This window comes from Streptomyces sp. NPDC003327 (assembly GCF_053589515.1).
Genome location: NZ_JBSFSA010000055.1, coordinates 1 through 26,570, shown reverse-complemented (window position 1 = coordinate 26,570; position 26,570 = coordinate 1). Strand labels below are relative to the sequence as shown.

At 73.8% G+C, this 26,570-nt stretch carries 20 protein-coding genes; 9 read left to right on the top strand and 11 right to left on the bottom strand.

The window, feature by feature from the left end:
* Positions 1 to 69: 69 nt before the first annotated feature.
* The 3 genes from ACWDVG_RS28490 to ACWDVG_RS28480 all read right to left on the bottom strand — a co-directional run bounded on the left by ACWDVG_RS28490 (position 70) and on the right by ACWDVG_RS28480 (position 5,941).
* The gene (locus tag ACWDVG_RS28490) at positions 70 to 1,629 is read right to left on the bottom strand and encodes a DUF5719 family protein (RefSeq protein ID WP_451703305.1); all 1,560 of its coding nucleotides are present in this window, start codon (positions 1,627 to 1,629) and stop codon (positions 70 to 72) included.
* On the bottom strand, positions 1,626 to 5,378 hold the full coding sequence (locus ACWDVG_RS28485; RefSeq protein ID WP_451703302.1) for a glycosyltransferase: 3,753 nt from the start codon (positions 5,376 to 5,378) through the stop codon (positions 1,626 to 1,628). Before ACWDVG_RS28485 ends, ACWDVG_RS28490 begins: the two co-directional genes overlap by 4 nt.
* 299 nt (positions 5,379 to 5,677) lie before the next feature.
* Positions 5,678 to 5,941 carry a WhiB family transcriptional regulator gene (locus tag ACWDVG_RS28480; protein WP_015033978.1) on the bottom strand — a complete coding sequence of 88 codons (264 nt, stop codon included), beginning with the start codon at positions 5,939 to 5,941 and terminating at the stop codon, positions 5,678 to 5,680.
* Positions 5,942 to 6,617: 676 nt separating this feature from the next.
* Here ACWDVG_RS28480 and ACWDVG_RS28475 point away from each other — a divergent pair.
* The 3 genes from ACWDVG_RS28475 to ACWDVG_RS28465 all read left to right on the top strand — a co-directional run bounded on the left by ACWDVG_RS28475 (position 6,618) and on the right by ACWDVG_RS28465 (position 9,488).
* Positions 6,618 to 7,145, top strand: coding sequence for a cysteine dioxygenase (locus ACWDVG_RS28475; protein WP_451703301.1), 528 nt, complete (start codon positions 6,618 to 6,620; stop codon positions 7,143 to 7,145).
* A 13-nt stretch (positions 7,146 to 7,158) separates the two neighbouring features.
* On the top strand, positions 7,159 to 8,115 hold the full coding sequence (cofD, locus tag ACWDVG_RS28470) for a 2-phospho-L-lactate transferase (protein WP_451703298.1): 957 nt from the start codon (positions 7,159 to 7,161) through the stop codon (positions 8,113 to 8,115).
* Between the two features lie 74 nt (positions 8,116 to 8,189).
* On the top strand, positions 8,190 to 9,488 hold the full coding sequence (locus ACWDVG_RS28465; protein ID WP_451703326.1) for a coenzyme F420-0:L-glutamate ligase: 1,299 nt from the start codon (positions 8,190 to 8,192) through the stop codon (positions 9,486 to 9,488).
* 25 nt (positions 9,489 to 9,513) lie between these two features.
* Here ACWDVG_RS28465 and ACWDVG_RS28460 read toward each other — a convergent pair whose 3' ends face one another.
* The 3 genes from ACWDVG_RS28460 to ACWDVG_RS28450 form a co-directional block, all read right to left on the bottom strand.
* On the bottom strand, positions 9,514 to 10,596 hold the full coding sequence (locus ACWDVG_RS28460; RefSeq protein WP_451703296.1) for a DNA-3-methyladenine glycosylase family protein: 1,083 nt from the start codon (positions 10,594 to 10,596) through the stop codon (positions 9,514 to 9,516).
* Positions 10,597 to 10,677: 81 nt separating this feature from the next.
* The gene (locus tag ACWDVG_RS28455) at positions 10,678 to 11,760 is read right to left on the bottom strand and encodes a sugar phosphate nucleotidyltransferase (protein WP_451703295.1); all 1,083 of its coding nucleotides are present in this window, start codon (positions 11,758 to 11,760) and stop codon (positions 10,678 to 10,680) included.
* 104 nt (positions 11,761 to 11,864) lie between these two features.
* Positions 11,865 to 13,367: an N-acetylmuramoyl-L-alanine amidase gene (locus ACWDVG_RS28450; RefSeq protein WP_451703292.1), complete on the bottom strand. Its 1,503-nt coding sequence runs from the start codon at positions 13,365 to 13,367 to the stop codon at positions 11,865 to 11,867.
* A gap of 136 nt (positions 13,368 to 13,503) precedes the next feature.
* On the opposite strand from ACWDVG_RS28450, the gene ACWDVG_RS28445 reads away from it, so the two are divergent.
* The 4 genes from ACWDVG_RS28445 to ACWDVG_RS28430 all read left to right on the top strand — a co-directional run bounded on the left by ACWDVG_RS28445 (position 13,504) and on the right by ACWDVG_RS28430 (position 19,661).
* Positions 13,504 to 14,256: a TIGR03089 family protein gene (locus ACWDVG_RS28445; RefSeq protein WP_451703289.1), complete on the top strand. Its 753-nt coding sequence runs from the start codon at positions 13,504 to 13,506 to the stop codon at positions 14,254 to 14,256.
* Positions 14,257 to 14,465: 209 nt separating this feature from the next.
* Entirely contained in the window at positions 14,466 to 15,707 is a 1,242-nt protein-coding gene (locus tag ACWDVG_RS28440; RefSeq protein WP_451703288.1) for an LCP family protein, read from the top strand.
* Positions 15,708 to 16,005: 298 nt separating this feature from the next.
* On the top strand, positions 16,006 to 17,814 hold the full coding sequence (locus ACWDVG_RS28435) for an LCP family protein (protein ID WP_451703286.1): 1,809 nt from the start codon (positions 16,006 to 16,008) through the stop codon (positions 17,812 to 17,814).
* A 47-nt stretch (positions 17,815 to 17,861) separates the two neighbouring features.
* Positions 17,862 to 19,661: an LCP family protein gene (locus ACWDVG_RS28430; protein WP_451703284.1), complete on the top strand. Its 1,800-nt coding sequence runs from the start codon at positions 17,862 to 17,864 to the stop codon at positions 19,659 to 19,661.
* Positions 19,662 to 19,741: 80 nt separating this feature from the next.
* On the opposite strand, the gene ACWDVG_RS28425 is transcribed toward ACWDVG_RS28430, so the two are convergent.
* On the bottom strand, positions 19,742 to 20,752 hold the full coding sequence (locus ACWDVG_RS28425) for a glycosyltransferase family 2 protein (protein ID WP_451703282.1): 1,011 nt from the start codon (positions 20,750 to 20,752) through the stop codon (positions 19,742 to 19,744).
* A gap of 173 nt (positions 20,753 to 20,925) precedes the next feature.
* Between ACWDVG_RS28425 and ACWDVG_RS28420 the strand changes: the two genes are divergently transcribed.
* Positions 20,926 to 22,404: an LCP family protein gene (locus ACWDVG_RS28420; protein WP_451703280.1), complete on the top strand. Its 1,479-nt coding sequence runs from the start codon at positions 20,926 to 20,928 to the stop codon at positions 22,402 to 22,404.
* Between the two features lie 63 nt (positions 22,405 to 22,467).
* On the opposite strand, the gene ACWDVG_RS28415 is transcribed toward ACWDVG_RS28420, so the two are convergent.
* Positions 22,468 to 23,001, bottom strand: a complete 534-nt coding sequence (locus tag ACWDVG_RS28415; protein WP_451703279.1) for an acyl-CoA thioesterase — start codon at positions 22,999 to 23,001, stop codon at positions 22,468 to 22,470.
* A gap of 119 nt (positions 23,002 to 23,120) precedes the next feature.
* Here ACWDVG_RS28415 and ACWDVG_RS28410 point away from each other — a divergent pair, with 119 nt between their 5' ends.
* Positions 23,121 to 24,380: an LCP family protein gene (locus ACWDVG_RS28410; RefSeq protein ID WP_451703277.1), complete on the top strand. Its 1,260-nt coding sequence runs from the start codon at positions 23,121 to 23,123 to the stop codon at positions 24,378 to 24,380.
* Here ACWDVG_RS28410 and ACWDVG_RS28405 read toward each other — a convergent pair.
* The 3 genes from ACWDVG_RS28405 to ACWDVG_RS28395 all read right to left on the bottom strand — a co-directional run.
* Positions 24,361 to 25,107: a polyprenol monophosphomannose synthase gene (locus ACWDVG_RS28405; RefSeq protein WP_451703324.1), complete on the bottom strand. Its 747-nt coding sequence runs from the start codon at positions 25,105 to 25,107 to the stop codon at positions 24,361 to 24,363. The genes ACWDVG_RS28410 and ACWDVG_RS28405 overlap by 20 nt on opposite strands.
* Positions 25,108 to 25,281: 174 nt before the next feature.
* On the bottom strand, positions 25,282 to 26,364 hold the full coding sequence (locus ACWDVG_RS28400; protein WP_451703275.1) for a sugar phosphate nucleotidyltransferase: 1,083 nt from the start codon (positions 26,362 to 26,364) through the stop codon (positions 25,282 to 25,284).
* Between the two features lie 116 nt (positions 26,365 to 26,480).
* A partial coding sequence (locus tag ACWDVG_RS28395) for an acyl-CoA dehydrogenase family protein (protein WP_144385854.1) occupies positions 26,481 to 26,570 on the bottom strand: 90 nt, incomplete at its 5' end.

Below are 26,570 nucleotides of genomic sequence, written 5' to 3'. Positions count from 1 at the left end.
GCCCGTCCGCGCCGGGGCCCGTGCCCGGGGCCGTGCCGGGGCCGTGCGGGACGTCCCCGGAGCGCGCGCTCAGTCGCCGAGGACGCCCAGGTCCTGGCGGGCCGTCGGGACCTCCACCGTGCCGCGGTCGTCCGTGAACGTCTGGATCGTGAACATCGGGACGCTGTCCTCGGGGAGGGCGAGCGTCCGCGCCGCGTAGACCCGCCCGCCGCCCGGGAGCGGCTCGACCGTCAGGGCGTACGCGCCCTTGAGGCCCTCGGGCACCAGGTCGGTCAGCGCCGCCGTGGTGCCCTCCTTGAGGGAGACCGTACGGGAGACGGGCGTGCCTCCCTGGGAGCCGGCCGAGGCCGTGACCTTGACCCGGGCGGCGCCGCCCATGGCGGTGAGGGAGAGCGTCGAGGCCTTGGCGCGGTTGTCGGCGACGGTCGCGCGGGCGGTGACCGGGGCGGCGGCCGGGATGAACGCCACCTCCTCGCGGGCGCCGGTGCCGCGGACGACGCGGAGGGCGGCGACCACGGGGACGGGCTTCTTCGGGTCGCTCGGGGTGAGGATCAGGGAGGCTGCCTCGCCCCGGGTGAGGTTCGGCAGGTCGACGGCGGCGGTCATCCCGGACTTCACGTGCAGGGAACTCGCGCTCGCCGGGACGATCGTGCCGTTCTTGGTGGCCAGCTGGATCTTCAGGTCGGCGTCGGCGTCGCCGGGGGCGAAGGCCACGAGCCGCACGGAGGTGGCGTCGGCGGGGATGCCGGGCAGGACGGCCGAGGCGGCCGGGTCGGCGGAGGCGGTGAGCCAGTCGCTGCCGTGGGTGTCGTCGGCGGCGCCGATGGCGGCGCCGACGCGGCCGCTGCGGCTGGTGACGTGGACGGTCACGTCCCGGGTGCCCGCGTCGGTGGTGAGGGTCGGCAGGAGGACCGGGACCGTGGAGCGGGCCGGGACCGGGATGCCGTCGGGGAACTGCGAGGCGAGGACGCCCTCGGGGCCGTGGAGCTCGATGTCGACGACGGCGGCGGCGTCGTCGGGGTTGGTGAGGTGGACGTAGTCCTGGCGGCCCTTGGCGGTGGAGGCCCCGGGGAACCAGAAGTCCGTGTCGGGGGCTCCGCAGGCGAGGCCCAGGAGTCCGCGGGCGCCGCCGGCCGGGACCTTGGTGGTCTGCTGGACGGTCCAGCCGGGGGCGAGGGCGCCGGTGGCGGAGCCGGTGAGGCCCGGGGTGAGGGCGCCGTCCGTCTCGGCCACGACGGGCTTGCCGGGGGCGGTGACGGTGGCAGGGGCCTTGGGGGCCCTGGGCTTCTTGCCGCCGTCGGCGGGGGCGGCGGGCCCGGGAGCGAGCCGCAACTGGGCGACGGGCCGGGCGTCCTCCGTGCCGGCGGGGGCCTTGGCCGCCGGGCCGGCGCCCGTGGCGGCCGTGCCGGGCGGGGTGTACGAGGTGTGGACGGTCTCGGCGACCTCGGAGGTGCTCGCCGGGGGGCAGAGCAGGGTGGTGCGCTCGACCGGGAGCCGGGCCGGAGCGGCGCCCGCGGTGGCCCCGGCGCCGTCGGGGGCGGCGCCGTCGGGGGCCGTCATGGCGGCGAAGCCGGTGACGGCGGCGAGGGCCGTGGCGACGGCGATCAGGGAGAGGGTGGGGCGCTTCACTGGTTGCTGCTCCCGTCGGGACGCTGCTGCTCGGCCTCGTGGCCCTGGGGGTGTCCGTAGCCGTAGCCGTCGTCGTACCCCTGGTGGTCGTCGTACCCCTGGCCGGGGACGGTGCCGCCGTCGGGGCCGGTGCCGTAGGCGTAGGGGTCGTACTGCTGCTGCTCCGGGTACTGGCCGGTGTCGTACGTCGCGTACGGCTGCTGCTGGTCGTAGCCCTGCTGGGGGTACGCGTACGGCTGCTGCTGGTACGGGTCGGTGGCGTACCCGTCGTAGTAGCCCTGGTCGACGGGGGGCTGGGGGGTGGCGTAGGCGGGGTCGTAGCCGCCGTTCCACTGCTCGGTGCCGTACGCCTGCTGGTCGGGGACCGGGATCTGCTCGGGTGCCGGTGCGGCCTCCGGGTGTCCGTCCTCGTAGGCGGTGTCGGCGCCCTCGGTGGCGGCGGACGCCTCGGCGGCGGCCCCGGCCTCCGCGGCGGCGCGCAGGCGGCGCGCGCGGCGGCCGTCGCCCTCGGTCGCCTGGGCGGGGATGGCGAGCTCCTCCTCGGGGAGGTCGTCGTCGATCTCGCGGCGGCGGCCGGGCAGGGCGAGGACGAGGAGGACGACGGCGAGGGCGGCCTGGGTCCAGACCCACGCGGTGTGGGTGAGGGGCTGCTCGTGCGTGAGGTCGAGGCGGCCGCCCTCGGCGGGGAGCGTGAAGCCCTGGGCCCAGCCGTCGACGGTGGTCCGGGTGAGTTCCTTGCCGTCGAGGGTGGCGGTCCAGCCCTCGTCGGCGCGGTCGGCGAGGCGCAGGACGCGGCCCGCGGCGCCGCGCGGGATGTCGGTGTGGGCCTCGACGGGGCCGGAGGGGACGATGACGGGCTTGTCGGCGGGGGCGGACGCGTCCGTGTCGTCGGCGGAGGCGTCCGTGTCGCTTTCGGCGGTCTTCGGGGCGGCCGGGACGATGGTGACGCGGCCGATCTGGCGCTCGACCTCCCACAGGGCGGTGCCGTCGAGCTGGCTGCGGCGGGCGAGGCCGGGGGTGGCGTCGAGGACGCGGTTCATCTGGCGCGGCGCCCCGTCCCGTACCAGGACGTAGCGGATCGCGTAGCCGCTGAGCTCCTGGGTCTGGTCGGCGCCGGAGCCGGCGACGAGGCGGGAGACGACCGCGTCGAGGCGGGCGTCGGTGTCGGCGGCGGCGATGAGTTCGCCGTCGCCGAGGCGGGCGCCGGAGCCGCGGACGAGGGTGTAGGCGACCTCGCCGGGGGTGGTGCCGCCGAGGACGAGGGTGCGGGGCTGGTCGGTGGTGGTGCTCTCCTCGGCGACGAACGCCGGGACCTGGACGGGGTCGCGCCGGGTCAGCGGGCCGTCGGCGCCGCCGATCATCCAGCCGACGGCCGCCGCGGCGGGGCCGAGGGCGCAGGCGAGCGCGACGAGCGCGGCGACGGGCTGGCGCCAGCCGAAGCCGTGGGCGGCGACGCGGCTGCGGCCGCCCTCGGCGCCGAGCATGCCGGCGGCGAGGAGGGCGGCGCCGTACACGAGGGTGGCGGGTCCGGCCCAGCCGGTGCCGTCGGCGCCGTTGGTGAGGGCGGCGAGGGGGAGTCCGGCGAGCGCGGCGGTCCAGGCGGCGAGCGCGGCGAACCGGCGCTCCTCGCGCAGGAGTCCCGCGAGCGCGGCGAGGACGAGGCCGAGCAGGAGGAGGCCGCCGGTGGTGCCGGGGCCGCCGGGGCTGGTGCCGAGGAGGTCGAGCGCGGACGCGGTGCCGGTGCGGACGTCGAGGCCGGCCTCGCGGAGGAAGGCGCCGGGGTCGGTGAGGAGGGTGAGCGACCAGGGCGCGAGGAGCAGCATCGGGGTGCCGACGGCGGCCAGGAAGCGCAGCCCGTACGCGGTGATGTCGCCGCGCCTGAGGACGAGGACGCCGAAGCCGAGGAGGACGGCGAGCGGCCAGACGACGGGGGTGAAGGCGGTCGTGAGGGTGAGCAGGAAGGCGTACGCCCAGGTGGCGCGCCAGCTGCCGCGGTCGGGCCGGTTGAAGCCGTGGGCGGCGACGGCGGCGCGGGCGATCAGCGGGAGCAGGATCGCGAGGACGGCGGTGCCGAGGCGGCCGGCGGCGAGGGCTCCGGTGACGGCGGGCAGGAAGGCGTACGCGACGGCGGCCCAGGCGCGCAGGAGCCGGGACTCGACGAGGCCGCGGGCGGCGAAGTAGGCGGTGAAGCCGGCGAGCGGGACCGAGCAGACGAGGAGCAGGGTCAGCGCGGTGGAGGTCGAGCCGAGGAAGAGCGCGGCGAGGGCGGCCAGGACCGCGAGGTACGGCGGGGCGCTCTGGGTGCCGCCGGTGCCGAGCGGGTGCCAGGCGTCGGCGTAGCGGGACCAGAGGCCGGAGACGGTGTCGGGGGCGGGCAGTAGGGCGCCGCCGGCCAGTGAGCCGCCGGTGAAGAGGTTGCGGCAGGCGACGAGGGAGACGAGGAGGAGCAGGCCGAAGAGGACGGGTCCGGGCTTGCGGGCGATCTTCTTGAGCCGGGCGAACTGCTCGATCTCCAGGTAGTCGGCGTCGTCGCCGCCGGGTCCGGACTCGACGACGCCGTGGCGGGAGCCGCCGGAGTCGGCGTCGGAGCCGCCGAAGTGGGAGGCGAGCTGTTCGACGGTGGCGCGGACGGTGGCGCCGGGCGGCGGGAAGAGGGAGCGCAGTTCGCCCGCGGGGACGGCGGGGTTCTTGCGGCGCTTGCGGGCGGCGAGGATCTTCTCGGGCCGCAGCAGGGTCGCGAAGAGGCCCATGATCTCGTCGACGGCCTGGCCGGGGGCCTTGCCGACGAGGTAGCCGAGGGTGCGGAGCACGGTGCCGAGGACGAGGCGCAGGAAGACGTACGGGAGGGCCCGGCCGCGGGTGTTGGCGAGCAGGGTGTAGACGGCGCCGGCCTTGTCGACACGGTGCGGGTCGGTGGCGGAGCGGCCGGCGCAGTCGACGGTGCGGCGCTCGCGGGCGGAGGCCTCGGCGTGCCGGAGGACGGCGTCGGGGGCGACGAGGACGCGGTGGCCGGCGGCGTGGGCGCGCCAGCAGAAGTCGACGTCGTCGCGCATGAGGGGGAGGCGCCGGTCGAAGCCGCCGAGCTCCTCGAAGACGTCGCGGCGGACGAGCATGCCGGCGGTGGAGACGGAGAGGACGGCGCGGATCTGGTCGTGCTGGCCCTGGTCCTGTTCGCGGCGGTCGAGGCCGGTCCAGCGGCGGCCGCTGCGGGCGATGGAGACGCCGGCTTCGAGGAGCTGCTTGCGGTCGTACCAGCCGCGGAGCTTGGGGCCGATGACGGCGGCGTACGCGTCGGAGTCGGCGACGCGCAGGAGTTCGGCGAGGGCGCCGGGCTCGGGGGCGCAGTCGTCGTGGAGGAGCCAGAGCCACTGGACGGGTTCGCCGTGCGGGAGCTCGGGGAGGTCGTAGGCCTCGTCGTTCCAGGTGCGGCTGACGGGGTCCCAGCCGCTGGGGCGCTTCAGGTACGGGAGGTCCTCGGGTCCGAGCACGGGCGCCGTGCGGGCGGCCTCCTCGACGGCGGCGCCGAAGCCGGTGCGGCGGGCGAGGTGCAGGACGTTGCCGTCGCCGACGGCCTCGGCGACGAGCCGTGCGGAGTCGTCGGCGCTGCCGGTGTCGGCGGCGACGACGCCCTGGACGGGGCGTTCCTGGGCGAGCAGCCCGGCGAGCGCGTCCGGCAGCCAGCGTGCGCCGTCGTGGGTGACGAGCACGGCGGTGACGACGTGTCGCGGAAACTCAGGAGTTGAGGACATCGAGCTACGGGCCCTCCGGCCGGGGTCGCCCGCGGGGGGCGTGGGATGGCGTCTCGGACGGAGGCCCACACTAACGGCTGGACGTACCGGGGTCCGCCGCCCTGTGGACAGAGCGGATGCTGTGGACAGGGCGGGCGCTGTGGACAGAGCGGGCGCTGTGGACGGAGCGGGTACGAACGGCACTCACGCACGCAGAACGGTCCGCCGCCTGTGGACAGACACAGGGGGCGGACCGTTCCGGGGTGGTGCGGTGCGCTGCGGCGCGGTGCGGTGCGGTGCGCGGCCGGCGCGGTGGCGGGTCAGACGGCGGCCTTTTTCAGACGGCGCCGCTCGCGCTCGGACAGACCGCCCCAGATGCCGAAGCGTTCGTCGTTCTGCAGGGCGTATTCGAGGCATTCGGAGCGGACCTCGCACGCGAGGCAGACCTTCTTGGCCTCGCGGGTCGAGCCGCCCTTCTCGGGGAAGAAGGACTCGGGATCGGTCTGGGCGCACAGCGCGCGCTCCTGCCAGCCGAGTTCCTCGTCCGCGTCCTCGACCAGCAGTTCCTGGAACAACTCGGTCATCTGCGCCCCTCGTCTGTCTGTGCGTCCCCGTGATGTGGCCGTCACCGAACCCGGCCGAACGACACGAGTGAAATTACAAGTTCGTGCTCTGTGCGAGTCAAGCCGAGATCTGCTATTGGGCCCCGTATTCACTCTGCGGAACCAAGCCTATGCGGAAAGTGTTCAAATCACCAAAAACGAGACACATGCCACCGGCTGGTTCCGACCGCTGCGCCTCACAGAGAAGGACGTCCGAGACGTGGATCTTGTTGCGATCCAGCCATGGAAGCGATCCGGATCACAGTCCGGTCACGGGCCGCCCGAGGACGCCCGTGTCGCCGCCGCCATGTTCACGGGCACGGTCGAAGCGCCATGTTGCCTGGTCCGGGGGTGAGCAAACCTTTCTCCGCCAAGGGCAACCGAATGAGGTGAAAAATTACGGCCAAACCGGGCATTGAGTTGACAGTCGGGTGTCCGCCCGGCCACCTTTGGTGGCATGCCAGCGACCTCAGCGCCCTCCGCGACCCACGCCCGTGGGTTCCGCCGCGCTGTCCAGGCGCGCTGTTGCTGTTGCTGTCCCAGCTGTTGATGCCGTAGAGCTCCAGCTTCTTCTCCCAGCGTCACCCTGCGTCACTCGCGTCACCTCTCTTCCGTGACCCCCCACCGCTCCTGTTTCTGCTGAGGAACCACTCCACCCATGAACATGGACAGCGACCTTCAGATCGCCGGCGACATCCTCGAAGTCCCCCACCTGCTCCAGCCCCCGCGCGAGCACCCCGTCACCGTCGCCGAGTTCGTCGGCCTCGCCCGCTCGATCGCCGCCGACCGCGCCCAGTGGGCCCCGCACGTCGAGTACGACGCCACCACCCGCTGGTACCACCGGCTGCGCACCGGCCCCGGCTACGAGGTCTGGCTGCTCTCCTGGGTGCCCGGCCAGGGCAGCGGACTCCACGACCACGGCCCCTCGTCCGGCGTCCTGACCGTCCTGGAGGGCGAGCTGACGGAACGTACGGACCGGGGCGTACGGAAGCTCTCCGGGGGTGCGCAGCGCGCGTTCGCGCCCGGGTACGTCCACGAGGTCGTCAACGACTCCCTCGAACCGGCCGTCAGCCTGCACGTGTACTACCCGGGTCTGACCGAGATGCCGATGCACGAGCCGCTCCGGGCCCGGTGCGCCGCGCCCGCGCCCGCGTCCCCGGCTTCCCACGGAGTCGCACCCGCCTGACAGACTGATCCACATGCGCATTGTGGTTCTGGCCGGTGGCATCGGCGGTGCCCGCTTCCTCCGCGGCCTCAAGCAGGCCGCGCCGGACGCGGAGATCACGGTCGTCGGCAACACGGGTGACGACATCCATCTCTTCGGGCTGAAGGTCTGCCCCGACCTGGACACGGTGATGTACACCCTCGGCGGTGGCATCAACGAGGAGCAGGGCTGGGGCCGCCGGGACGAGTCCTTCGCCGTCAAGGAGGAGCTCGCGGCGTACGGGGTCGGACCCGACTGGTTCGGGCTCGGCGACCGGGACTTCGCCACGCACATCGTCCGGACGCAGATGCTCGCCGCGGGCTACCCGCTGAGTGCCGTCACCGAGGCGCTGTGCGCCCGCTGGCAGCCCGGCGTCCGGCTCCTGCCCATGTCCGACGACCGCGTCGAGACGCACGTGGCGATCGAGGTCGACGGCGAGCGGCGGGCCGTGCACTTCCAGGAGTACTGGGTGCGGCTGCGCGCCTCCGTGGACGCGAAGGCCGTCGTGCCCGTCGGCGCCGAGGCGGCGAAGCCCGCGCCGGGCGTGCTGGAGGCGGTCGCCGAGGCCGACGTCGTCCTCTTCCCGCCGTCCAACCCGGTGGTCTCCGTCGGGACGATCCTGGCCGTGCCCGGCATCCGCGACGCGCTCGTCGCCGCCGCGGCGCCGGTCGTGGGCCTCTCCCCCCTCGTCGGCGGCGCGCCCGTGCGCGGCATGGCCGACAAGGTCCTCGCGGCGGTCGGCGTGGAGGCGACGGCGGCGGCCGTGGCCCGGCACTACGGCCCCGAGCTGCTGGGCGGCTGGCTGGTCGACACCGTCGACGCGGGCGCCGTCGCGGACGTCGAGGCGGCGGGCATCGCCTGCCGCGCCGTGCCGCTGATGATGACCGACGTGGACGCGACGGCCGCGATGGCGCGCGAGGCGCTGGCGCTGGCCGAGGAGGTGCGCGGGTGACGGCACCCGACGCGGCGGCGGGCGGGGGCGCTGCGGAGACGGGGAGCGCGGTCACCGGTGGGGTCGAGGGGTCCGTGGGCTCCGGGTACCGCGTCTGGGCGCCGGCCGGGCTGCCCGAGGTCGCGGCCGGGGACGACCTCGCCAAGCTGATCGCCTCCGTCTCCCCCGACCTGGCGGACGGCGACGTCCTGCTCGTCACCTCCAAGATCGTGAGCAAGGCGGAGGGCCGTGTCAGGGCCGCCGACGACCGCGAGGAGGCCATCGACGCCGAGACGGTACGGGTCGTGGCGCGCCGCGGCACCCTCCGCATCGTCGAGAACCGGCAGGGCCTCGTCATGGCCGCCGCCGGGGTCGACGCCTCCAACACCCCTGCCGGCACCGTGCTGTTGCTGCCCGAGGACCCCGACGCCTCGGCGCGGCGCATCCGTTCGGGGCTGCGCGACGCGCTCGGCGTGGACGTCGGCGTCGTCGTCACGGACACCTTCGGGCGGCCCTGGCGCAGCGGCCTCACGGACGTCGCCATCGGGGCGGCCGGGGTGCGGGTCCTCGACGACCTGCGCGGCGGGACCGACGCGTACGGCAAACCGCTGAGCGCGACCGTCGTCGCCACCGCCGACGAACTCGCCGCCGCGGGCGACCTGGTGAAGGGCAAGGCCACCGGCCGCCCGGTCGCCGTCGTCCGGGGCCTGCCGCACGTGGTGGGCGACGACGCGGAGCCGGGCGCGCGGGCGCTGGTGCGCGGGGCGGCCGACGACATGTTCCGGCTCGGTACGTCCGAGGCCGTACGGGAAGCGGTGACGCTGCGGCGGACCGTACGGGAGTTCACGGACGCCCCCGTCGACCCGGGTGCGGTACGGCGCGCGGTCGCCGCGGCGGTGACGGCTCCGGCGCCGCACCACACCACGCCCTGGCGGTTCGTGCTCCTGGAGTCCGCCGGGTCGCGGCTGCGGCTGCTCGACGCGATGCGGGACGCGTGGATCGCGGACCTGCGGCGCGACGGCAGGTCCGAGGAGTCGATCGCCAAGCGGGTGCGGCGCGGGGACGTCCTGCGGAACGCGCCCTATCTGGCCGTGCCCTGCCTCGTCATGGACGGCTCCCACCACTACGGGGACCCGCGCAGGGACGCGGCCGAGCGCGAGATGTTCGTGGTGGCGACGGGCGCGGGCGTGCAGAACTTCCTGGTGGCGCTCGCCGGCGAGCGGCTCGGCTCGGCGTGGGTGTCCTCGACCATGTTCTGCCGGGACGTCGTGCGGGACGTCCTCGGGCTGCCGGACGACTGGGACCCCATGGGCGCGGTCGCCATCGGGCATCCGGCGGCCCCGCCGAAGGAGCGGCCCGCGCGACGGGCTACGGAGTTCGTCGAGGTGCGCTGACCCGTTCGGGGTCCGAGGAGCCCGGTCAGAGGTGCCGGATGTCGCCGGGTGCCATGCGGGGCGCCCGGCGGGGCGGCGTGCGGCCGCTGAGCAGGATCAGGCGGGCGGCCCGGTGGCGCTGGCCCGCGTAGGGCGCCAGCAGGTCCAGCATCGCCGCGTCGTCCGTCGTCCGGTCCCCGGCCAGCGCCCAGCCGACGATGCCCGGCAGGTGCAGGTCGCCCGTGGTGACCTCGTCCGGGGCGCCGTTGCTGCGCTGGATCGTCTCCGCCGAGGTCCAGGGGCCGATCCCGGGCACCAGCTCCAGGCGCCTGCGGGCCTCGGGCGGGGACATCCGGGCGGCCTCCTCCAGGCGGGGCGCCACGCGCGCCGCGCGCACGATGGTCGCCGAGCGCTTGCCGTCGACGTTCGCGCGGTGCCACTCCCAGGACGGGATCCGCGTCCACGTACGGGCGTCCGGCATCACGTGCATGCCCTCCGGGGCCGGGCCGGGGGCGGGTTCGCCGTACGCCCGGACCAGGTGGCGCCAGGACGCGTACGCCTCCGTCGCCGTGACCTTCTGCTCCAGGACGGAGGGGATCAGCGATTCAAGGACCAGTCCGGTGCGGGTGAGGCGCAGTCCGGGGCGGCGCCGGTGGGTCGCGGCGAGCAGCTTGTGGCGGGGCACGAAGGCGGCCGGGTCGTCCTCGGCGCCCAGCAGGGCCGGGAGCGCGTCCAGGAGCCAGGCGGCTCCCGGCCCCCAGGTCTCGGCCTCGACGCGGCCGCTCGCGCTCCTCCGTACGCGGAGGGTGCCGGGGCCGGCGGGGGTGCGGGTGGCCCGCCAGAAGGAGCCGTCGGGGGTGACGCGGAAGGTGGGGTCGGCGGGGCCGCGGCGGAGCGGGCCGAGGGTGAGGCCCAGGTCGAGGGTCGCGTCGTGGTCCACCGTGTGGCCCGCCTGGCCCGGGTGGCCCGCCGCCTTGCCCTCGACGACGGTTTCCTGGCCGGCGTGGGCCACGGGGGCCTCGTGGCCCGCCCGGTCCGCCCGGTCCGCCCGGTCCAGGGACCGGGGGACGGGGATGCGGCCGCCGCGGACGGTGGTGCGGGTGGTCTGGGGAACGAAGCGGCCGGCCATGGCTACGAGCGTAGCCGCCCGCGCCCCCGCCGGTTCCGGTCGCCGTTCGCGGCGCCCGTACCGTCCGGGCGGCGCGGGGGACTACTGGTCGGAGGAGAAGCGGATGGCGGAGGCGGGCACCTCGGCGTGGCACCAGACGCGGACGCCGGCCCGGAGCTCGTTGTCCGCGCCCACCGTCGCCCCGTCCCCGATCACGGCGCCCGTCACCACCGTGCGCGCCCCGACGCGGGCGCCCGCGCCGATCAGGGAGTCCGTGACGACGGCGCCCGGTTCGACGACCGCGCCCGCCAGGAGCGCGGAGCCGGTGACGCGGGCGCCCGCGCCGACCACCGCGTCGGCGCCGACGACCGTGCCGCCGGTCAGCTTGGCGTCCGGGGCGACGCGGGCCGTCGGCAGGACGAGCCGGTCGCCGCGGCGGCCCGGGACCGCCGGGGAGGGGGCGCGGCCGAGGACCAGGTCGGCGGAGCCGCGGACGAAGGCCTGCGGGGTGCCGAGGTCCAGCCAGTAGGTGGAGTCGACCATGCCCTGGAGGTGGGCACCGGCGGCGAGCAGCTCGGGGAAGGTCTCCCGCTCGACGGAGACGGGCCGGCCGGCGGGGATGGCGTCGATGACCGAGCGGCGGAAGACGTACGCGCCGGCGTTGATCTGGTCGGTGACGATCTCCTCGGGCGTCTGCGGCTTCTCCAGGAAGGCGGTGACGCGGCCGGTGGGGTCGGTGGGGACCAGGCCGAAGGCGCGGGGGTCCTCGACCCGGGTGAGGTGGAGGGAGACGTCGGCGCCGGAGTCGGCGTGGGTGGTGACGAGGGCGCGGATGTCGAGGCCGGTGAGGATGTCGCCGTTGAAGACGAGGACCGGGTCGTCGGGGCCGGAGGTGAGCCGGGAGGCGACGTTGCGTATCGCGCCGCCGGTGCCGAGGGGCTCGTCCTCGGTGACGTACTCCAGGTGCAGGCCGAGGTCGGAGCCGTCCCCGAAGTGGGGCTCGAACACCTCGGCCAGGTAGGACGTGGCGAGCACGACGTGCTCGACGCCGGCGGCGCGGGCGCGGGCCAGCTGGTGGGTCAGGAAGGGGACACCGGCCGCCGGGACCATGGGCTTGGGCGTGTGGACCGTGAGGGGCCGCAGTCGCGTGCCCTTGCCGCCGACCAGGAGGATCGCTTCTGTCACCTGTCGTCTCTGCTTCCTGTCCGGGGGCCTGCCGGCCTCGCACGTCTCGGTCGTCCGTGCGATGTGGCCGGTCAGTTTATGCGGATGGTCGCCCCGTCGGACCGTCAGCGCCTTCCCTGGTATTTCGCGGAGGACGTCCTGGCGGTGCCGAGCTTGCCGTAGAGGCGTACGCCGGGGCACTCGGTGGCGAAGCCGTCCCGGTGTCCCGCGATGGCGTTGAACTTCACCTTGGTGCCCTTCTTGTACAGGTTTCCGCCGCCGGAGATCAGATAGGCCGAGCCCTTCGGATTGACGCCGTGGAGCCCGAGTTTCCACGCCGTCAGGCGGGCCACGGCGGTGACGACGGCGGCAGGCGGGTTGCTCTTGCTGAAGGTGCCGAGGACGGCGATGCCCATGCTGTTGGTGTTGAAGCCGAGGGTGTGCGCGCCGAGGACCGGCTTGGCGACGCCGCCCGCCCGGCCTTCGTAGATGTTCCCGCACTTGTCGACGGCGAAGTTGTAGCCGAAGTCGCGCCATCCACTGCTCAGGACGTGGTAGCGGTAGATACTGCGCAGGACGGAGGGGGCCTGGCGGCAGGTGTAGTTGTTGCCGGTGGCGCTGTGGTGCACGAAGGCCGCCTTGATGGTCTTCGTGTAGACGAAGCCCTTCTCGCGGATCTTCTCGTCGGCGCCCCAGCCCTTGCGCGTGATGATCTTGGGGCGGGGCCCGATGTAGGGCTTGGCCGGGGCGGCGACCGGTGCCGTGAGCGGTGCGGCCGCGCCGGCTTCGGCCTGACCGGGTTCGGCCTGACCGGCTTCGGCTTGCGCGGAGGTCTCCGTACGGAGCGCCGCGAGGCGCGGGACCCCCACCTCCACAGGCCGCGTCACCTCCCGGACGGAGTCGTACGGGGCGTGCCTCGGCAGCGCGGCGGTACGGCTCCGGGGGGCCGCCGCGTCCGAAGAGGCCTGGTCCGGGAACGCCTGGTCCGGGAACGCCTGGTCCGGGGCCGCCTCCGGGACCGTCTCCGGGGCGACCGCCGTCTCCGGGGAGGCAGCCGTCTCCGAGGCGTCCGCCGGGGCCTCCCCCGGGTCGACGAGTTCCACGCGCAGGCCCGCCGGCAGCGGTGCGGCGGCTCCCTCCTCGCTCCGTACCCGGATCTCCACGCCGTCCGAGTCACCCACCCACAGCGGTGCCGTGGAGCCCTTGAGCGCCCCGGAGGCGCCCTCCGCGGTGTCGGGGTCGGCACCGTGCTCGTCGTGGTGGGTCTCCACGTCCTGCCACTCCGACCAGGCGCCGTCGGCCGTGGCCCGGGTGCGGACCTGGACGGTGCCGTGGAGCGCGGCGGCCGGGTCGTCCCAGACGACGCCGACGAGGGAGAAGGGCCGGACGTGGCGTCGGGCGAGCCCCTGCTCGGCGGTGCCCGTCGCGCCGCCGCCGAAGGCCCGTGCCGATCCGCCCAGGGGTGCGAGGGGCAGGGACTGGGTGGAGCCGGGCAGTTCGGGGCCGGGTGGCAGCGCGGAGGCCGCCGGTGGCGCCGCGGATCCCGCCGCGGGCGCGGCGAGGGTGACCGGCAGGGCGAGGACCGCCGCACAGGTGACGGCGATCGAGGAGGCGAGTGAGGCACGCATGGGCCGATCGTGCGTACCGCCGGGCGGTCCCGCGCGGCGGGAGGCCGCCCGGAAACGGTCGCCGCGTCCGGCCGACCGGTGGACGCCTTCACCGGTACGGCGGACCCCGCACGGCCGCCCGCGTACGCTGTCCGGCGTGAACGCCAGCGACCGCACCCCCGCCGACCTGCTGCGATCCGCGCTCGCCGCGGACCCCGCGCGCCCCTTCGTCACGTTCTACGACGACGCCACCGGTGAGCGGGTGGAATTGTCCGTCGCCACCTTCGCCAATTGGGTGGCCAAGACCGCGAACCTGCTCCAGGGCGAACTGTCCGCCTCGCCCGGCGACCGGCTCGCCCTGCTGCTGCCCGCACACTGGCAGACCGCCGTCTGGCTGCTCGCCTGCTCGTCCGTCGGGGTGACGGCGGAGCTGGGCGGCGATCCGGCGGACGCGGACTACGTGGTGGCGGGCCCGGACACCCTGGAGGCGGGTCTCGCCTGTTCCGGTGACCGGATCGCGCTGTCGCTGGCCCCGATGGGCCGCCGCTTCCCCGTCGCACCGGACGGCTACGCGGACTACGCGGTGGAGGTGCCGAGCCAGGGTGACCGGTTCGCCCCGTTCGTCCCGGTCGATCCGGACGCGGTGGCCCTCGTCGTCGACGGTACGGAACGCACGGCGGCACAGCTCGTCGAGCAGGCTCGCTCGGACGCGGCGGAGCTGGGCCTCGGCGCCGGGTCCCGGCTGCTCTCGGGGCTCCCGTACGACGGCTGGGAGGGCCTCTCGGCCGGCCTGTACGCCCCCCTGGCCGCGGGCGGCTCGGTGGTGCTCTGCCGCAACCCGGACCGGCTGGCGCCGGAGGCGCTGGAGAAGCGGATCGAGAGCGAGCGGGTGACGAGCGCGGCGCTCTGAGCCCGGGGTGGCGGCGGGCGGGGCTCACCCCCTGAACCCGTTTGGCGGAGCGACCCGTCGAGCCCGCAGGTCCCCGCGCGGTCTCCGGTACATGATCGGCCGGGGGGAGTCGTCTCCTTCCGCACAACCATGCGCCGGGCCCGGCGGTCTCCTTCTGTGAGCGGCGGGGGCCCGGCGTCCGCCGACGCCACGAAGGACGGACTGACGACGTGACGGACCGTGCAGGCACGCCGGCCGAACCGGAACCGGAGCAGGAGCCGGACTCCTCAGCCGTGGACCCGGACGCGGACCCGGACGCGGACGCGCCGCCGCCCCGGAAGCGGCACTGGCTGCGGTGGACGGCGCTCGGCGTCTCGCTCGTGGTGCTCGGGGCCGCCGCGGCCGGATGGTGGTTCTACCGGAAGCTGGACGGCAACATCACGACGGACCACACCGCCGCCGACGAGCTGCGGAGGTACGAGAAGGAGCGCCCGCCGGCCAGTGCCTCCGCCGCGCGGAACATCCTGCTCATCGGCTCGGACACCCGGGCCGGCGAGGGGAACAGCAAGTACGGCAGGGACAAGGGCACCCAGCACTCGGACACCACGATCCTGCTGCACCTGTCGGCGGGGAAGTCGAGCGCGACCGCGATGTCGATCCCACGCGACCTGATGGTGACGGTCCCCAGCTGCCGCACGGCGGACGGTTCACGCACCCGGGAGCAGTTCTCGCAGTTCAACTGGGCCTTCGAGTTCGGCGGTGCGGCGTGCACGATCCGTACCGTCGAGAAGCTGACCGGCATCCGGGTCGACCACCACATGGTCGTCGACTTCCGCGGCTTCAAGGAGATGGTGGACGCCGTCGACGGGGTGGAGATCTGCCTGGAGGAGCCGATCGACGACGCCGACGCCCATCTGAGGCTGCCCGCGGGGCGCCAGACGCTCCACGGGGAGCAGGCCCTCGGCTTCGTACGGGCCAGGAAGTCCCTCGGCAACGGCAGCGACACCGAACGGATGGACCGGCAGCAGCAGTTCCTCGGGGCGCTCGTCAACAAGGTGCAGAGCGACGGGGTCCTGCTGAACCCGACGAAGCTGTATCCGGTCCTGGACGCGGCCACCCGGTCGATCACCACCGACCCGGGGCTCGACTCGCTGCGGGACCTGTACGACCTGGCGCGGGTGATGCGGGCGATCCCCACGGAGAAGGTGCAGTTCCTCACGGTGCCGCGGCGGCCGTACACGTACAACGCGAACCGGGACGAACTGGTGCAGCCCGCGGCGAGTCAGCTCTTCCGGCAGATCCGGGAGGACAAGCCCGTCGCGGTGACCCCGGAGCCCCCGGAGGGGCCGGAGGGCACCGGGACGGACGGCGGGGCGACCGGGGACAACAAGCCGGACGACGCGGACGCGCCGTCGCCGAGCGCGACCCCCACCTTCACCGGACGCAACGCGGCGGAGGGGGCGTGTACCTAGTCGGCACACCGGCGCCCACCTGGGCATGCTCATGGCGGGACCGGCGGGGCGGAACGGAGAGCGGGTAAAGGGTGGGCCAAGGGGAGGGCAGGGGGCGATGAGGTTTGCGCAAATTGCCCGGTTGTAAGGGGCGTGGAATTTGTCACGGACGTCGCCCCACGCTGAACTGGGCGGATAGTGTGACGCGATCCGGTGCACCCCGACCCCGTGGTCGCAGCACTCACCAAGGATCGAACGACCGAGCGGCGCCCTGTGGGGGAGGCGCCTCGCGTGGCACCGACGGAGGACTCGAGTAACCGTGGACGCGCACAGCCGTGGACGGGCCGACGAGATCGACCCGGCCGACCAGTGGGTCCTCAACCCGCAGACCGGCAACTACGAACTGCGACTGGACCACTCCGCTGGGCAGTCGACGATCCCGTCCCCCTCCGGAAGAACCGCCACGGCCACCGCGTCGGCGTCCGCGACGGCGGCACCCGTCGGCAGGGCCGCCGTCCGGGCCGCCGCCCGGGCTGCCGCCAGGGCCGCCGGGGCGCCCGCCGAGACGCCCGTCGAAGCCCCCGTACCGGGCCAGCGGCGCCGCCGGGTCGACGAGCGGACCGGGGGCGGCCGGCAGGGCCCCGCGAGCCGCCGCAAGCGCAAGCAGGGCGCCACGCGCAAGAAGAAGGTCCTGCTGTGGACCGGCGGCACGATGGCGTTCGTGCTCGTCGGCGGCGCGACCGGCGCGTACCTGCTCTACAACGAGCTGAACGGCAACATCGGCGTCGTGGACGTCGGCAACGCCGCCGTCGAGTCGCCCACGATGGACGGGCCGCTGAACATCCTGATCATCGGCAACGACGTGCGGACCGGCGAGGGCAACGAGAGCTACGGCAACAAGGACAACGTCACCGGCCACGCCGACACGACGTTCCTCGTCCACATCTCCGAGGACCGCACCAACGCGACGGCGATGAGCATCCCCCGGGACCTCAAGACGAAGATCCCGGACTGCCCGACGAAGCAGAAGGACGGCTCGACCAAGGTCATCCCCGGCTCGCTCTCGAAGGACAAGTTCAACGAGTCGTTCGGCGTCAACGGACGCGACCCGGGCTGCACGATGCGGACCGTCACGGAGATGACCGGCATCGGCATCCACCACTTCATGATGGTCGACTTCAACGCCGTCAAGACGCTGTCGACGGCGGTCGGCGGCGTCAAGGTCTGCCTGACGAAGCCCATCAAGGACTCGTACTCGAAGCTCGACCTCACCGCGGGCGAGCACGAACTCCAGGGCGAGCAGGCGCTGGCGTTCCTCCGCAACCGCCACGGACTCGGCAACGAGAGCGATCTCGACCGGATCAAGATGCAACAGCAGTTCCTCGCCTCCATGATGCGCCAGCTCAAGGAGGACACCCTGGACAGCCCGACGAAGCTGCTCTCGGTCGCCAACGCGGCCACCGAGTCGCTGACCGTCGACAAGGGCATAGGGACCGCGCTCAAACTGACCACCCTGGCCAAGGAGATCGGGAAGGTGGACCTGAAGAACATCACCTTCCTGACCGTGCCCGTGAAGGACAACCCCGACGAGCCGGCGAACCGACGGGCCACCGTCGTCCCCGACCCCGACAAGGCCCCCCAGGTCTTCGCGATGATCCAGAACGACGTCTCCTTCACCGAGGTCAAGCGCAAGGAGAAGGACGCCAAGGACGCGAAGGCGCAGGCGCTCGCCAAGCTGCTCCAGGGCCCGCGCGCCGAAACCTCCGAGGTACGCGTCGACGTCTACAACGGCAGCGGCATCCAGGGCGCCGCCCAGTCGACGATCGTCTGGCTGCAGAACGAGAAGGGCGTGCTGCGCTCGACCAACAAGAGCAACGCCCCCGAGGAGACGGCGAAGACCACGCTCACCTACGCACCGAACCAGGCCGACCAGGCCCGCAAGCTCGCGGACCTGATGGGCCTTCCCGCCACGGCCCTCAAGCCGGGCACCGTCGCCGCCGGGGAGCGCGAGCCCATGACGCTCGTCCTCGGCGCCGACTTCAAGGGCGCGGGGGTGCCCATGACCGCTCCGACGAAGGCGCCGGACGTGGAGAAGGTAGAAGCCGACAAGCAGGTGTGCGCGCAGTGACCGGGAAACACCCGGCCACGCGGCGCCGCTAGACGAGGGGACCCGGGGTGGGACAGAGCAGCGTGCGTGGGGAGGGAACACGGGGACGTGTTCCGCGCGCCCGTGAACGGGGCTGGGACGACGACCTCCACGGGGCCGGCGAGGCCACCGGCGCCGGGGACGGCGGCACCGAGGACGGCGCGGACGCCCCGGAGGCCGGCGCAGGCGGTGGCGGTACGGGGAGCGGGGCCCCGGCCGGGCCGACGCGCGCCGAGCGGCGCCGGGGGGCGGCCGCGGGCGGCCGGTCGCGCGGGCCCGCCACGGCGGAGGGCCGGGCGGCCGCCCGGCGACGCGCGAAGAAGTCCGGCAAGCGCAAGATCCTGCGCTGGGCGGCGGTCACCCTGTCCCTGCTGATACTCGGCACGGCGGGCGCCGGATACCTGTACTACCAGCACCTGAACGACAACATCCAGGGCGGTCCGCGCACGGGCGGCAACAGCGGCGCGAAGAAGACGCCGCCGAACGCGCTCGGCGACACCCCGATCAACATCCTCCTCATCGGCTCCGACAGCCGGAACGACGAGAAGAACATCGCGCTGGGCGGCGGCCGCGACGACAAGAACCGCAAGCCGCTCGCCGACGTGCAGATGCTGCTGCACGTCTCGGCGGACCGGCAGAACGCCTCGATCACCTCGATCCCCCGCGACACCGTCGTCCCGATCCCCGAGTGCAGGGGCGAGGACGGCACGCCGTACCCCGCCACCACGAACCGGCCCATCAACGAGTCGCTGCAGCGCGGCGGTCCCGGCTGCACGCTGACCACCTGGGAGACCCTCACCGGGGTCTACATCGACCACTGGATCATGGTCGACTTCGCCGGTGTGGTGGCCATGGCGGACGAGGTCGGCGGCGTGCCGGTCTGCGTCAAGACCGGTGTGCACGACAAGTCGACCCGGCAGCAGAAGGGCGGCTCGGGGCTGAAGCTGCCCAAGGGCACGACCGAGGTCAAGGGCGAGCAGGCGCTCCAGTGGCTGCGCACCCGGCACGCCTTCGGCAGCGACCAGAACCGCGCCAAGGCCCAGCACATGTACATGAACGGCATGATGAAGAAGCTCCAGGAGCAGAACGCCTGGAGCGACACCGGCCGGCTCATGGGGCTCGCCGAGACCGCCACGAAGGCGCTCAAGGTCTCGACCGAGATCCAGTCGGTGTCGGCGCTCTTCGAGCTGTCGATGCAGCTGAAGAACGTGAAGATCGACCGGTTGACGACGGCGACGGTGCCCACCGCCCCGTATCCGCCGCGGCCGCTGGAGTGGCTCCAGCCGGTCGACGCGTCCGCCGAGAAGATCTGGACGATGCTCCGCGAGGACACCGCCCTCGACAAGAACGGCGACACGTCCCCGGCCACCGCGAAGCCGTCGGCGTCCACGAAGCCCAAGAAGGCCGCGGAGGCGCCGGGTTCCTTCGCCGTGACCGTCGCCAACGGCACGAGCGGCGGCGGTCAGGAGCCCGTCGAGGGCCGGGCCGCCGACGTGGCCGAGGTGCTCGCGGGCAAGGGCTTCACGCAGGCCGAGGCGTCCAAGGAGGCCGCGGGCCGCAAGGACACCGTCGTCACCTACCCGAAGGCGGCGGGCGACCAGGGCCGGGCGAACGCCCAGTCCGTGGCCAAGGCCCTCGGCCTGGCCGAGGCGGCCGTGCGGGCCGACGCCGAGGCGCAGGAGGTCACGCTGGTGGTCGGCGCGGACTGGCGGGAGGGCGCCACGTACAAGCGGCCGACGACCAAGGCGGGAGACCTGCCCGAGGGCGCGGACGACAAGGTCGCCTGCATGGACGTCTACTCGGTCTACCAGTGGGACGGCAAGAGTTAGCGGCAGGTCCCGAACGGCGGCGGCCGGGCCCCTGGAGAGGGGCCCGGCCGCCGCCGTCCGCGGGCTGTGCGCGAGGGGGGTCAGACCCGTTCGCTCGGCACCGCCGGACGGCGGCTCGCGATGACCTTCTTCGCGAGCGAGCGCGGGCTGGTGAGGAAGCCGAAGCCCCACGACATGTGCATGGTGGCGAGCGCCACCGGGATCTGCAGGCGGGCCTTGAACGACAGGCCCTTGCCCGCCGGGACCGAACCGGCGGTGATGGCGGCGAGGTAGCCGGCCGGGATCACGAAGCCGAGCGGGGTGAGCGTGGCGCCCACGACCAGACCGGCGGCGATGGCGCAGACGGCGGTCGGCGGGGCCAGGTAGCGGAGGTTGATGGAGCCCTGGTGGTAGCGGGCCACCACGTGCCGCCAACGGCCGTAGTCCTTGTACTGCTTGGCGAGCGCCTTCACGGAGGGGCGCGGGCGGTACTGGACGCGCAGCTCGGGCGAGAACCAGATGAGGCCGCCGGCCTCGCGGATGCGGAAGTTCAGCTCCCAGTCCTGGGCGCGGATGAACTCCACGTTGTAGCCGCCCTGTTGTTCGAGCGCCTCGCGCCGGAAGACGCCCAGGTAGACGGTCTCCGCGGGGCCCGCCTCGCCGCCCGTGTGGAAGGCCGCGTTGCCGACGCCGATCTTCGAGGTCATCGCGGCGGCGACCGCCTCCTCCCACGCGTTCTGGCCCTCGGCGTGCATGATGCCGCCGACGTTCTGCGCGCCCGTCTCCTCCAGGAGCCGGACCGCGGTCGCGATGTAGTTGGGCGAGAGCATGCCGTGGCCGTCGACGCGCACCACGATCGGGTGGCGGGAGGCCTGGATCGCCGCGTTGAGCGCGGCGGGGGTGCGGCCGGTGGGGTTCGGCACGGTGCGGACCCGGGGGTCCTCCCGTACGAGCTCGGCGGCGATCTCGTCCGTGCGGTCCGTGGACGGGCCGAGCGCGATCACCACCTCCATCTCGCCCGCGTACTCCTGCTCCAGGATGTGGCGGACCGAGTCGCGCAGGTGCCGCTCCTCGTTGAGGACCGGCATGATCACGGATACGGGGGGCTGCATGGATTCCTCGGGGGGTCCGGGGGTCGTCCCCCGGGAGACGGCAGGATCGCGGGCCACGTTACCGCGAATGGGGGACACCGCTGCGCGCCGCCGGGGCCAGGGGGCCCTTGCGCTGATCGTATGGGCCTACGGTGTTCACGGTCCCCCTGTCGCACCCGCGGAGGTGTCCGTCCGTGCCCGCACCGCCCCGCACGCCCCCTCGCCGCCCCGTTCGCCGGCCCGTGCCGGTCCGCCGACGGCGCGGGCGGCCCCGGTGGGGCATGCGGATGGCGACCGCGCTCTCCGTGGCGGTCCTCGCGGCGGGCGGCATCGGGCACGCGGTGGTCACCGGCCTCGACACCGGGATCACCCGGGTGGACCCCTTCAAGGACATGAAGAACCGGCCGCAGGCGGGGCACGGCATGAACGTCCTGGTCGTCGGCACCGACGGGCGCGACCGGATCACCGCGGAGGAGAAGGCGAAGTACCGGCTGGGCGGGGCGCCCTGTCACTGCACCGACACCGTCATGCTCGTCCACATCTCCGAGGACAGGGACCGGGCGAGCGTCGTCAGCCTGCCCCGCGACTCGTACGCGGAGATGCCCGAGCACACCGATCTGAACAGTGGCGAGAAGCACAGCGCGCACCCGGTGAAGCTGAACGCCGCCTACGCGGAGGGCGGGCCCGCGCTCACCGTGCGGACCGTGGAGTCGATGACCGGCGTGAAGATCGACCACTACCTGGAGGTCGACTTCACCAGCTTCATGCGGACGGTCGACGCGGTCGGCGGCGTGGAGATCTGTACGACCCGGCCGGTGAAGGACGCCTACACGGGCCTCGACCTGGCGGCCGGCACCCATGAGCTGGACGGCGGCCGGGCCCTGCAGTACGTGCGCTCCCGGCACGTCGACGGGGCCGCCGACATCGGGCGCATGCAGCGGCAGCAGAAGTTCCTCGCGGCACTGATCGAGCGGACGACCAGCGGCGGGGTGCTGTTCAACCCGGTGCGGTTCCGGGAGGTGGCCACGACGATGCTGGGGTCCGTGCGGGCCGACGAGGACTTCGGCACGGACCAGATGCTGGCCCTCGCGAAGGGGATGCGCGGCTTCACCCCGGCCTCGTCGGAGTTCGTGTCCGTGCCCGTCGGCGACATGGACTTCGAGGTGAAGGGGATCGGCTCGACGGTGAAGTGGGACGCGGCGAAGGCGCAGAAGCTGTTCCAGGCGCTGCGGGAGGACCGGCCGCTGGCCCCGGCCGTGCGGAAGGAGCCGGCCGGCGGCGCCGCCGAGGCGCCGAAGCCGGTCGCCGTGGACGTACCGCCGCGCACGGTCCGCGTCCAGGTCTACAACGGGACCCGCACGGACGGGCTCGGGCGCAGGGTCGACGACGCGCTGCGGGGGACCGGCTTCGACACCACCAGGACGCCGATGACCGGTCCTGGCCCCGCGCGCGCCCGGACGCTCGTCGAGTACGACCCGCGCTGGGACCGCTCGGCCAGGACCCTGGCGGCGGCGCTGCCGGGCGCGGAGCTGCGGCCGGTGGCGGGCCGGGGCGGGACGCTGCGGGTGACGGTGGGCGGGGACTACCGGGGCGTGACGGCGGTGCGGGCGGAGGAGTCGGCGGCGAAGGGCCCGTTCGAGGCGGTGACGGGCGACCAGGTGGTCTGCCCGTGAGGCCGGGGCTGGCCGACGGGCGACCGGGTGGTCTGCCCGGGGTGAGGACCCCGGGTCCCCGGCTCAGTCCGTGTAGCCCTCGGCGGCGCGGCGCTCGCGGAGGTCCTTGATCGCGCGGCGGCGGGCCAGGCGGTGGGTGCGGCGGATCTGTGCCTCCTGGTAGCGGCGCTTGTCCCGCTCCGTCTCGGGGACGACGGGCGGCACCGGGCGGGGCTTGCCGTCGGCGTCGACGGCCGCGAAGACGAGGTAGGCGGAGCCGACCTGGGTGGCGGGCGTGGACTCGTTCCAGCGCTCGGCCATGACCCTTACGCCGACCTCCATCGAGGACCGGCCGGTCCAGTTGACCTGGGCCTTCACATGGAGCAGGTCGCCGACCCTGACGGGCTCCAGGAAGACCATCTCGTCCATGGAGGCGGTGACGGCCGGTCCTCCCGAGTGGCGGCCGGCGACGGCGCCCGCGGCGTCGTCCACGAGCTTCATGATCACGCCGCCGTGCACCGTACCGAGGAGGTTCGTGTCGTGCGCGGTCATGATGTGGCTGAGAGTGGTGCGGGAGGCGGCGGTGGGCTTGCCCGGGATATCGCCCTGTTCTGTCATGCCCTCCACCTTATGCCGGGTCCCGGATCGGTCCGGTCTGCATCAGCTTGGCAACAGCACCGGTCCGATTTTCCACCCGGGCTGTCGTCCGGAAAGGCGCGCCCGGCACACTGGTCCGCATGAATGACTGGCCCGACGACGGCGGATACGGCCCCGACAGCGCGAACCCCCACTCCGGGGGTCCCCGCCGCATGCGTCATGTGCAGCGACCGCAGGTCCCCCAGCAGCCGCCGAGGCACGACCAGGGCTACAACCCGAGCTTCACCCAGGCCCAGGGCACGGGGTACGACTCCGGCTACAGCACGGGCCAGGTCTACGGCGCCCCGCAGGGCGGCGGGCGGGGCACCGTGCCGCCGCAGTACGCCCCGGGTCCCGGCTCCGGCGGTCCCGGGCGGCCCGCGCCGGACTGGCGCAGGCGCGTCAAGGTGGGCTCGGTCGTGCTGGTCGTCGGCGTCCTGGCGTGGGGCATCGGCACGTACGCCTGGGCCAGCTCGCAGATGCGGGGCGAGGTCGACCTCGCCAAGGTCATCGAGCGGCCGTCGGAGGACGACTGCACGACGTACCTGATCGTCGGCTCCGACAGCCGCGAGGGCATGTCGGCCGAGGAGAAGAAGAAGCTGCACACCGGCTCGGCCGAGGGCAAGCGGACCGACTCGATGATGATCCTCGCGGCCTGCTCCGGCGGGAACACGATGGTCTCGCTGCCGCGTGACTCCTGGGTGACGATCCCCTCCTTCGTCGGTTCCGAGTCGGGCAAGCAGTACGGGGCGCGGGGCGGCTCCAAGCTGAACGCGGCGTACGCGATGGACGGCCCCGAGCTGCTCGTACGGACCGTGGAGTACAACACCGGCCTGCGGATCGACCACTACGCGGAGATCGGCTTCGCCGGTTTCGCGAACATCGTGGACGCGCTCGGCGGTGTCGAGATGAACATCGAGAAGGGCTTCAAGGACAAGAAGTCGGGCGCCGACTTCCAGGCCGGCGAGCAGACCCTCAACGGCGAGCAGGCGCTGGCCTTCGTCCGGACCCGGTACGCCTTCGCCGAGTCGGACCTGGCGCGCACGAAGAACCAGCAGAAGTTCCTCTCCGCGCTCGCCAACCAGGCGGCGACGCCGGGCACGATCCTCAACCCGTTCCGGCTGTACCCGACGCTGGGCGCGGGCCTGGACACCCTGATCGTCGACAAGGACATGTCGCTGTACGACCTCGGGCAGATGTTCTTCGCGATGAAGGGCATCAGCGGCGGCGACGGCAGGTCCATGAACATGCCGATCGCGGGCAGCGCGCCGCAGGGCTCGCTGAAGTGGGACATGCCGAAGGTGAAGGAGCTGGTCCGCCAGATCCAGAACGACGAGAAGGTCACCGTCGAGTCGAAGTGACCCCGGACTGCCGGCGGGCGGCGCGGGCCCGGAGCTTCCACGGCACGGCGACGGACTCCAGCTGCACGGCCAGGTCCATCTTCGACTCGCCGACCGTGCGGTCCTCGAAGTGGATGGGGACCTCCATGACCGGGAAGCCCGCGCGCAGGGCGGCGTACTTCGTCTCGACCTGGAAGCTGTAGCCGGCGCTGCCGACCGAGGAGGGGTCGACGGCGCCGAGCGCCTCGGCGCTCCAGAGGTTGAAGCCGCCGGTGATGTCGCGGACGCGGGTGCCGAGGATGGTGCCCGCGTAGACGTTGGCCCAGCGCGAGAGCAGCCTGCGGTGGACGCCCCAGGAGTCCGAGAGGGTGCCGCCCGGCACGTACCGGCTGCCGACGACGAGGCCCGCGCCGGTGGCGAGGGCGACCCCGAGCATCTCGGCGATCTTGGTCTCGGGGTGGGAGCCGTCCGCGTCCATCTGGAGGACGTAGCGGGCGCCGTCCTCGACGGCGCGGGTCATGCCGGCCGCGTAGGCGCGGCCGAGGCCGTCCTTGGCGGTGCGGTGGAGGACCGAGAGGCGCGGGGTGCCGTCCTCGGCGTGGAACTTCGCGGCCAGCTCGTCGGCGAGGTCACCGGTGCCGTCCGGGGAGGCGTCGTCGACGACGAGCAGCCGCAGCCCCGGCAGGTCGAGGTCCATGAGGAGCGCGACCGTGCGGGGCAGGTTCCCGGCCTCGTTGTACGTGGGCATGACCACGGTCAGCGGGGTGCGGCCCCAGGCCTCGGGGAGTGCGCCCGCGCGTCCGGCGGCGGCGTTCTCGTACACATCCGTCACTGCTCTGCTGCCTCACTGACGACGGGACTCGGCCTGGTTGGCACGGAACGCGACCGGGTCGACCGTACCGAAGGGGGTGCGGGACCGGTCTCAGCGGTCCGAGGAGAAGCGGAGGGCGGCGTCGGGCAGCTCCGCCTCGCACCACACCCGCGCGCCCGCGCGCACCTCGTTGTCCGCGCCGACCCGGGCGCCGTCGCCGACGACCGCGCCGTCCACGACGGTGCGCGCGCCCACGACGGAACGCGCGCCGATGAGGCTCGCGCTCACCCGGGCGCCGGCCCGGACGGTGGCGCCGTCGAGGACGATGGAGCCGCGCACGACGGCACCGGACTCGATCCGGGCGCCGGCGCCGACGACCGTGCCGTCACCGAGCTTGGCGTCGGGGGCCACGTCCGCACCGGGCAGGACGAGGGCCTCGCCGCGCGGGCCGGGGACGGCCGGGGAGGCGACGACGCCGCGGACGAGGTCGGCGGAGGCCTGGACGAAGGACTCGGGCCTGCCGAGGTCGAGCCAGTAGGTGTCCTCGGTCTTGCCGTACAGCCTGGCGCCGGACTCCAGGAGGCCGGGGAAGGTCTCGCGCTCGACGGAGACGGGCCGCCCCTCGGGGATGGCGTCGATCACGGAGCGGCGGAAGACGTAGCAGCCGGCGTTGATCTGGTCGGTGACGATCTCCTCGGGGGTCTGCGGCTTCTCGGTGAAGGCGAGGACCCGGCCGTCGGGGTCGGTGGGGACGAGGCCGAAGGCGCGCGGGTCGGAGACGCGGACGAGGTGGAGGGAGACGTCGGCCCCGGCGGCGGTGTGCGAGGCGACGAGGCCGCGGATGTCGAGGCCGGTGAGGATGTCGCCGTTGAAGACGAGGACGGGCTCGTCGGGGCCGCCGGTGAGGCGGCGGGCGGCGTTGCGGATGGCGCCGCCGGTGCCGAGGGGCTCGTCCTCGACGACGTACTCCAGGTGGACGCCGAAGGCGGAGCCGTCGCCGAAGTACGGTTCGAAGACCTCGGCGAGGTAGCAGGTGGCCATGACGATGTGGGTCACACCCGCCTCGGCCGCCCTGGCTATCTGGTGGGCCAGGAACGGCACACCCGCGGCCGGGACCATCGGCTTGGGGGTGTTCACCGTCACGGGCCGCAGGCGCGTCCCCTGCCCGCCGACCAGCAGCACCGCTTCCGTCATTCTCTTCCCTCACACGATCGGGTGTACGAAGCGCTCAATCTAGCCCGACCGCCGCGGAGGGCGGTCCGGAGGCGGCCTCTTCGGACCGCCTCCGGGCACGGTGCGGAGCGCGGGGGTTACGGGAGGTTGCGGGCCATGACGATGCGCTGGACCTGGTTGGTGCCCTCGTAGATCTGGGTGATCTTGGCGTCGCGCATCATGCGCTC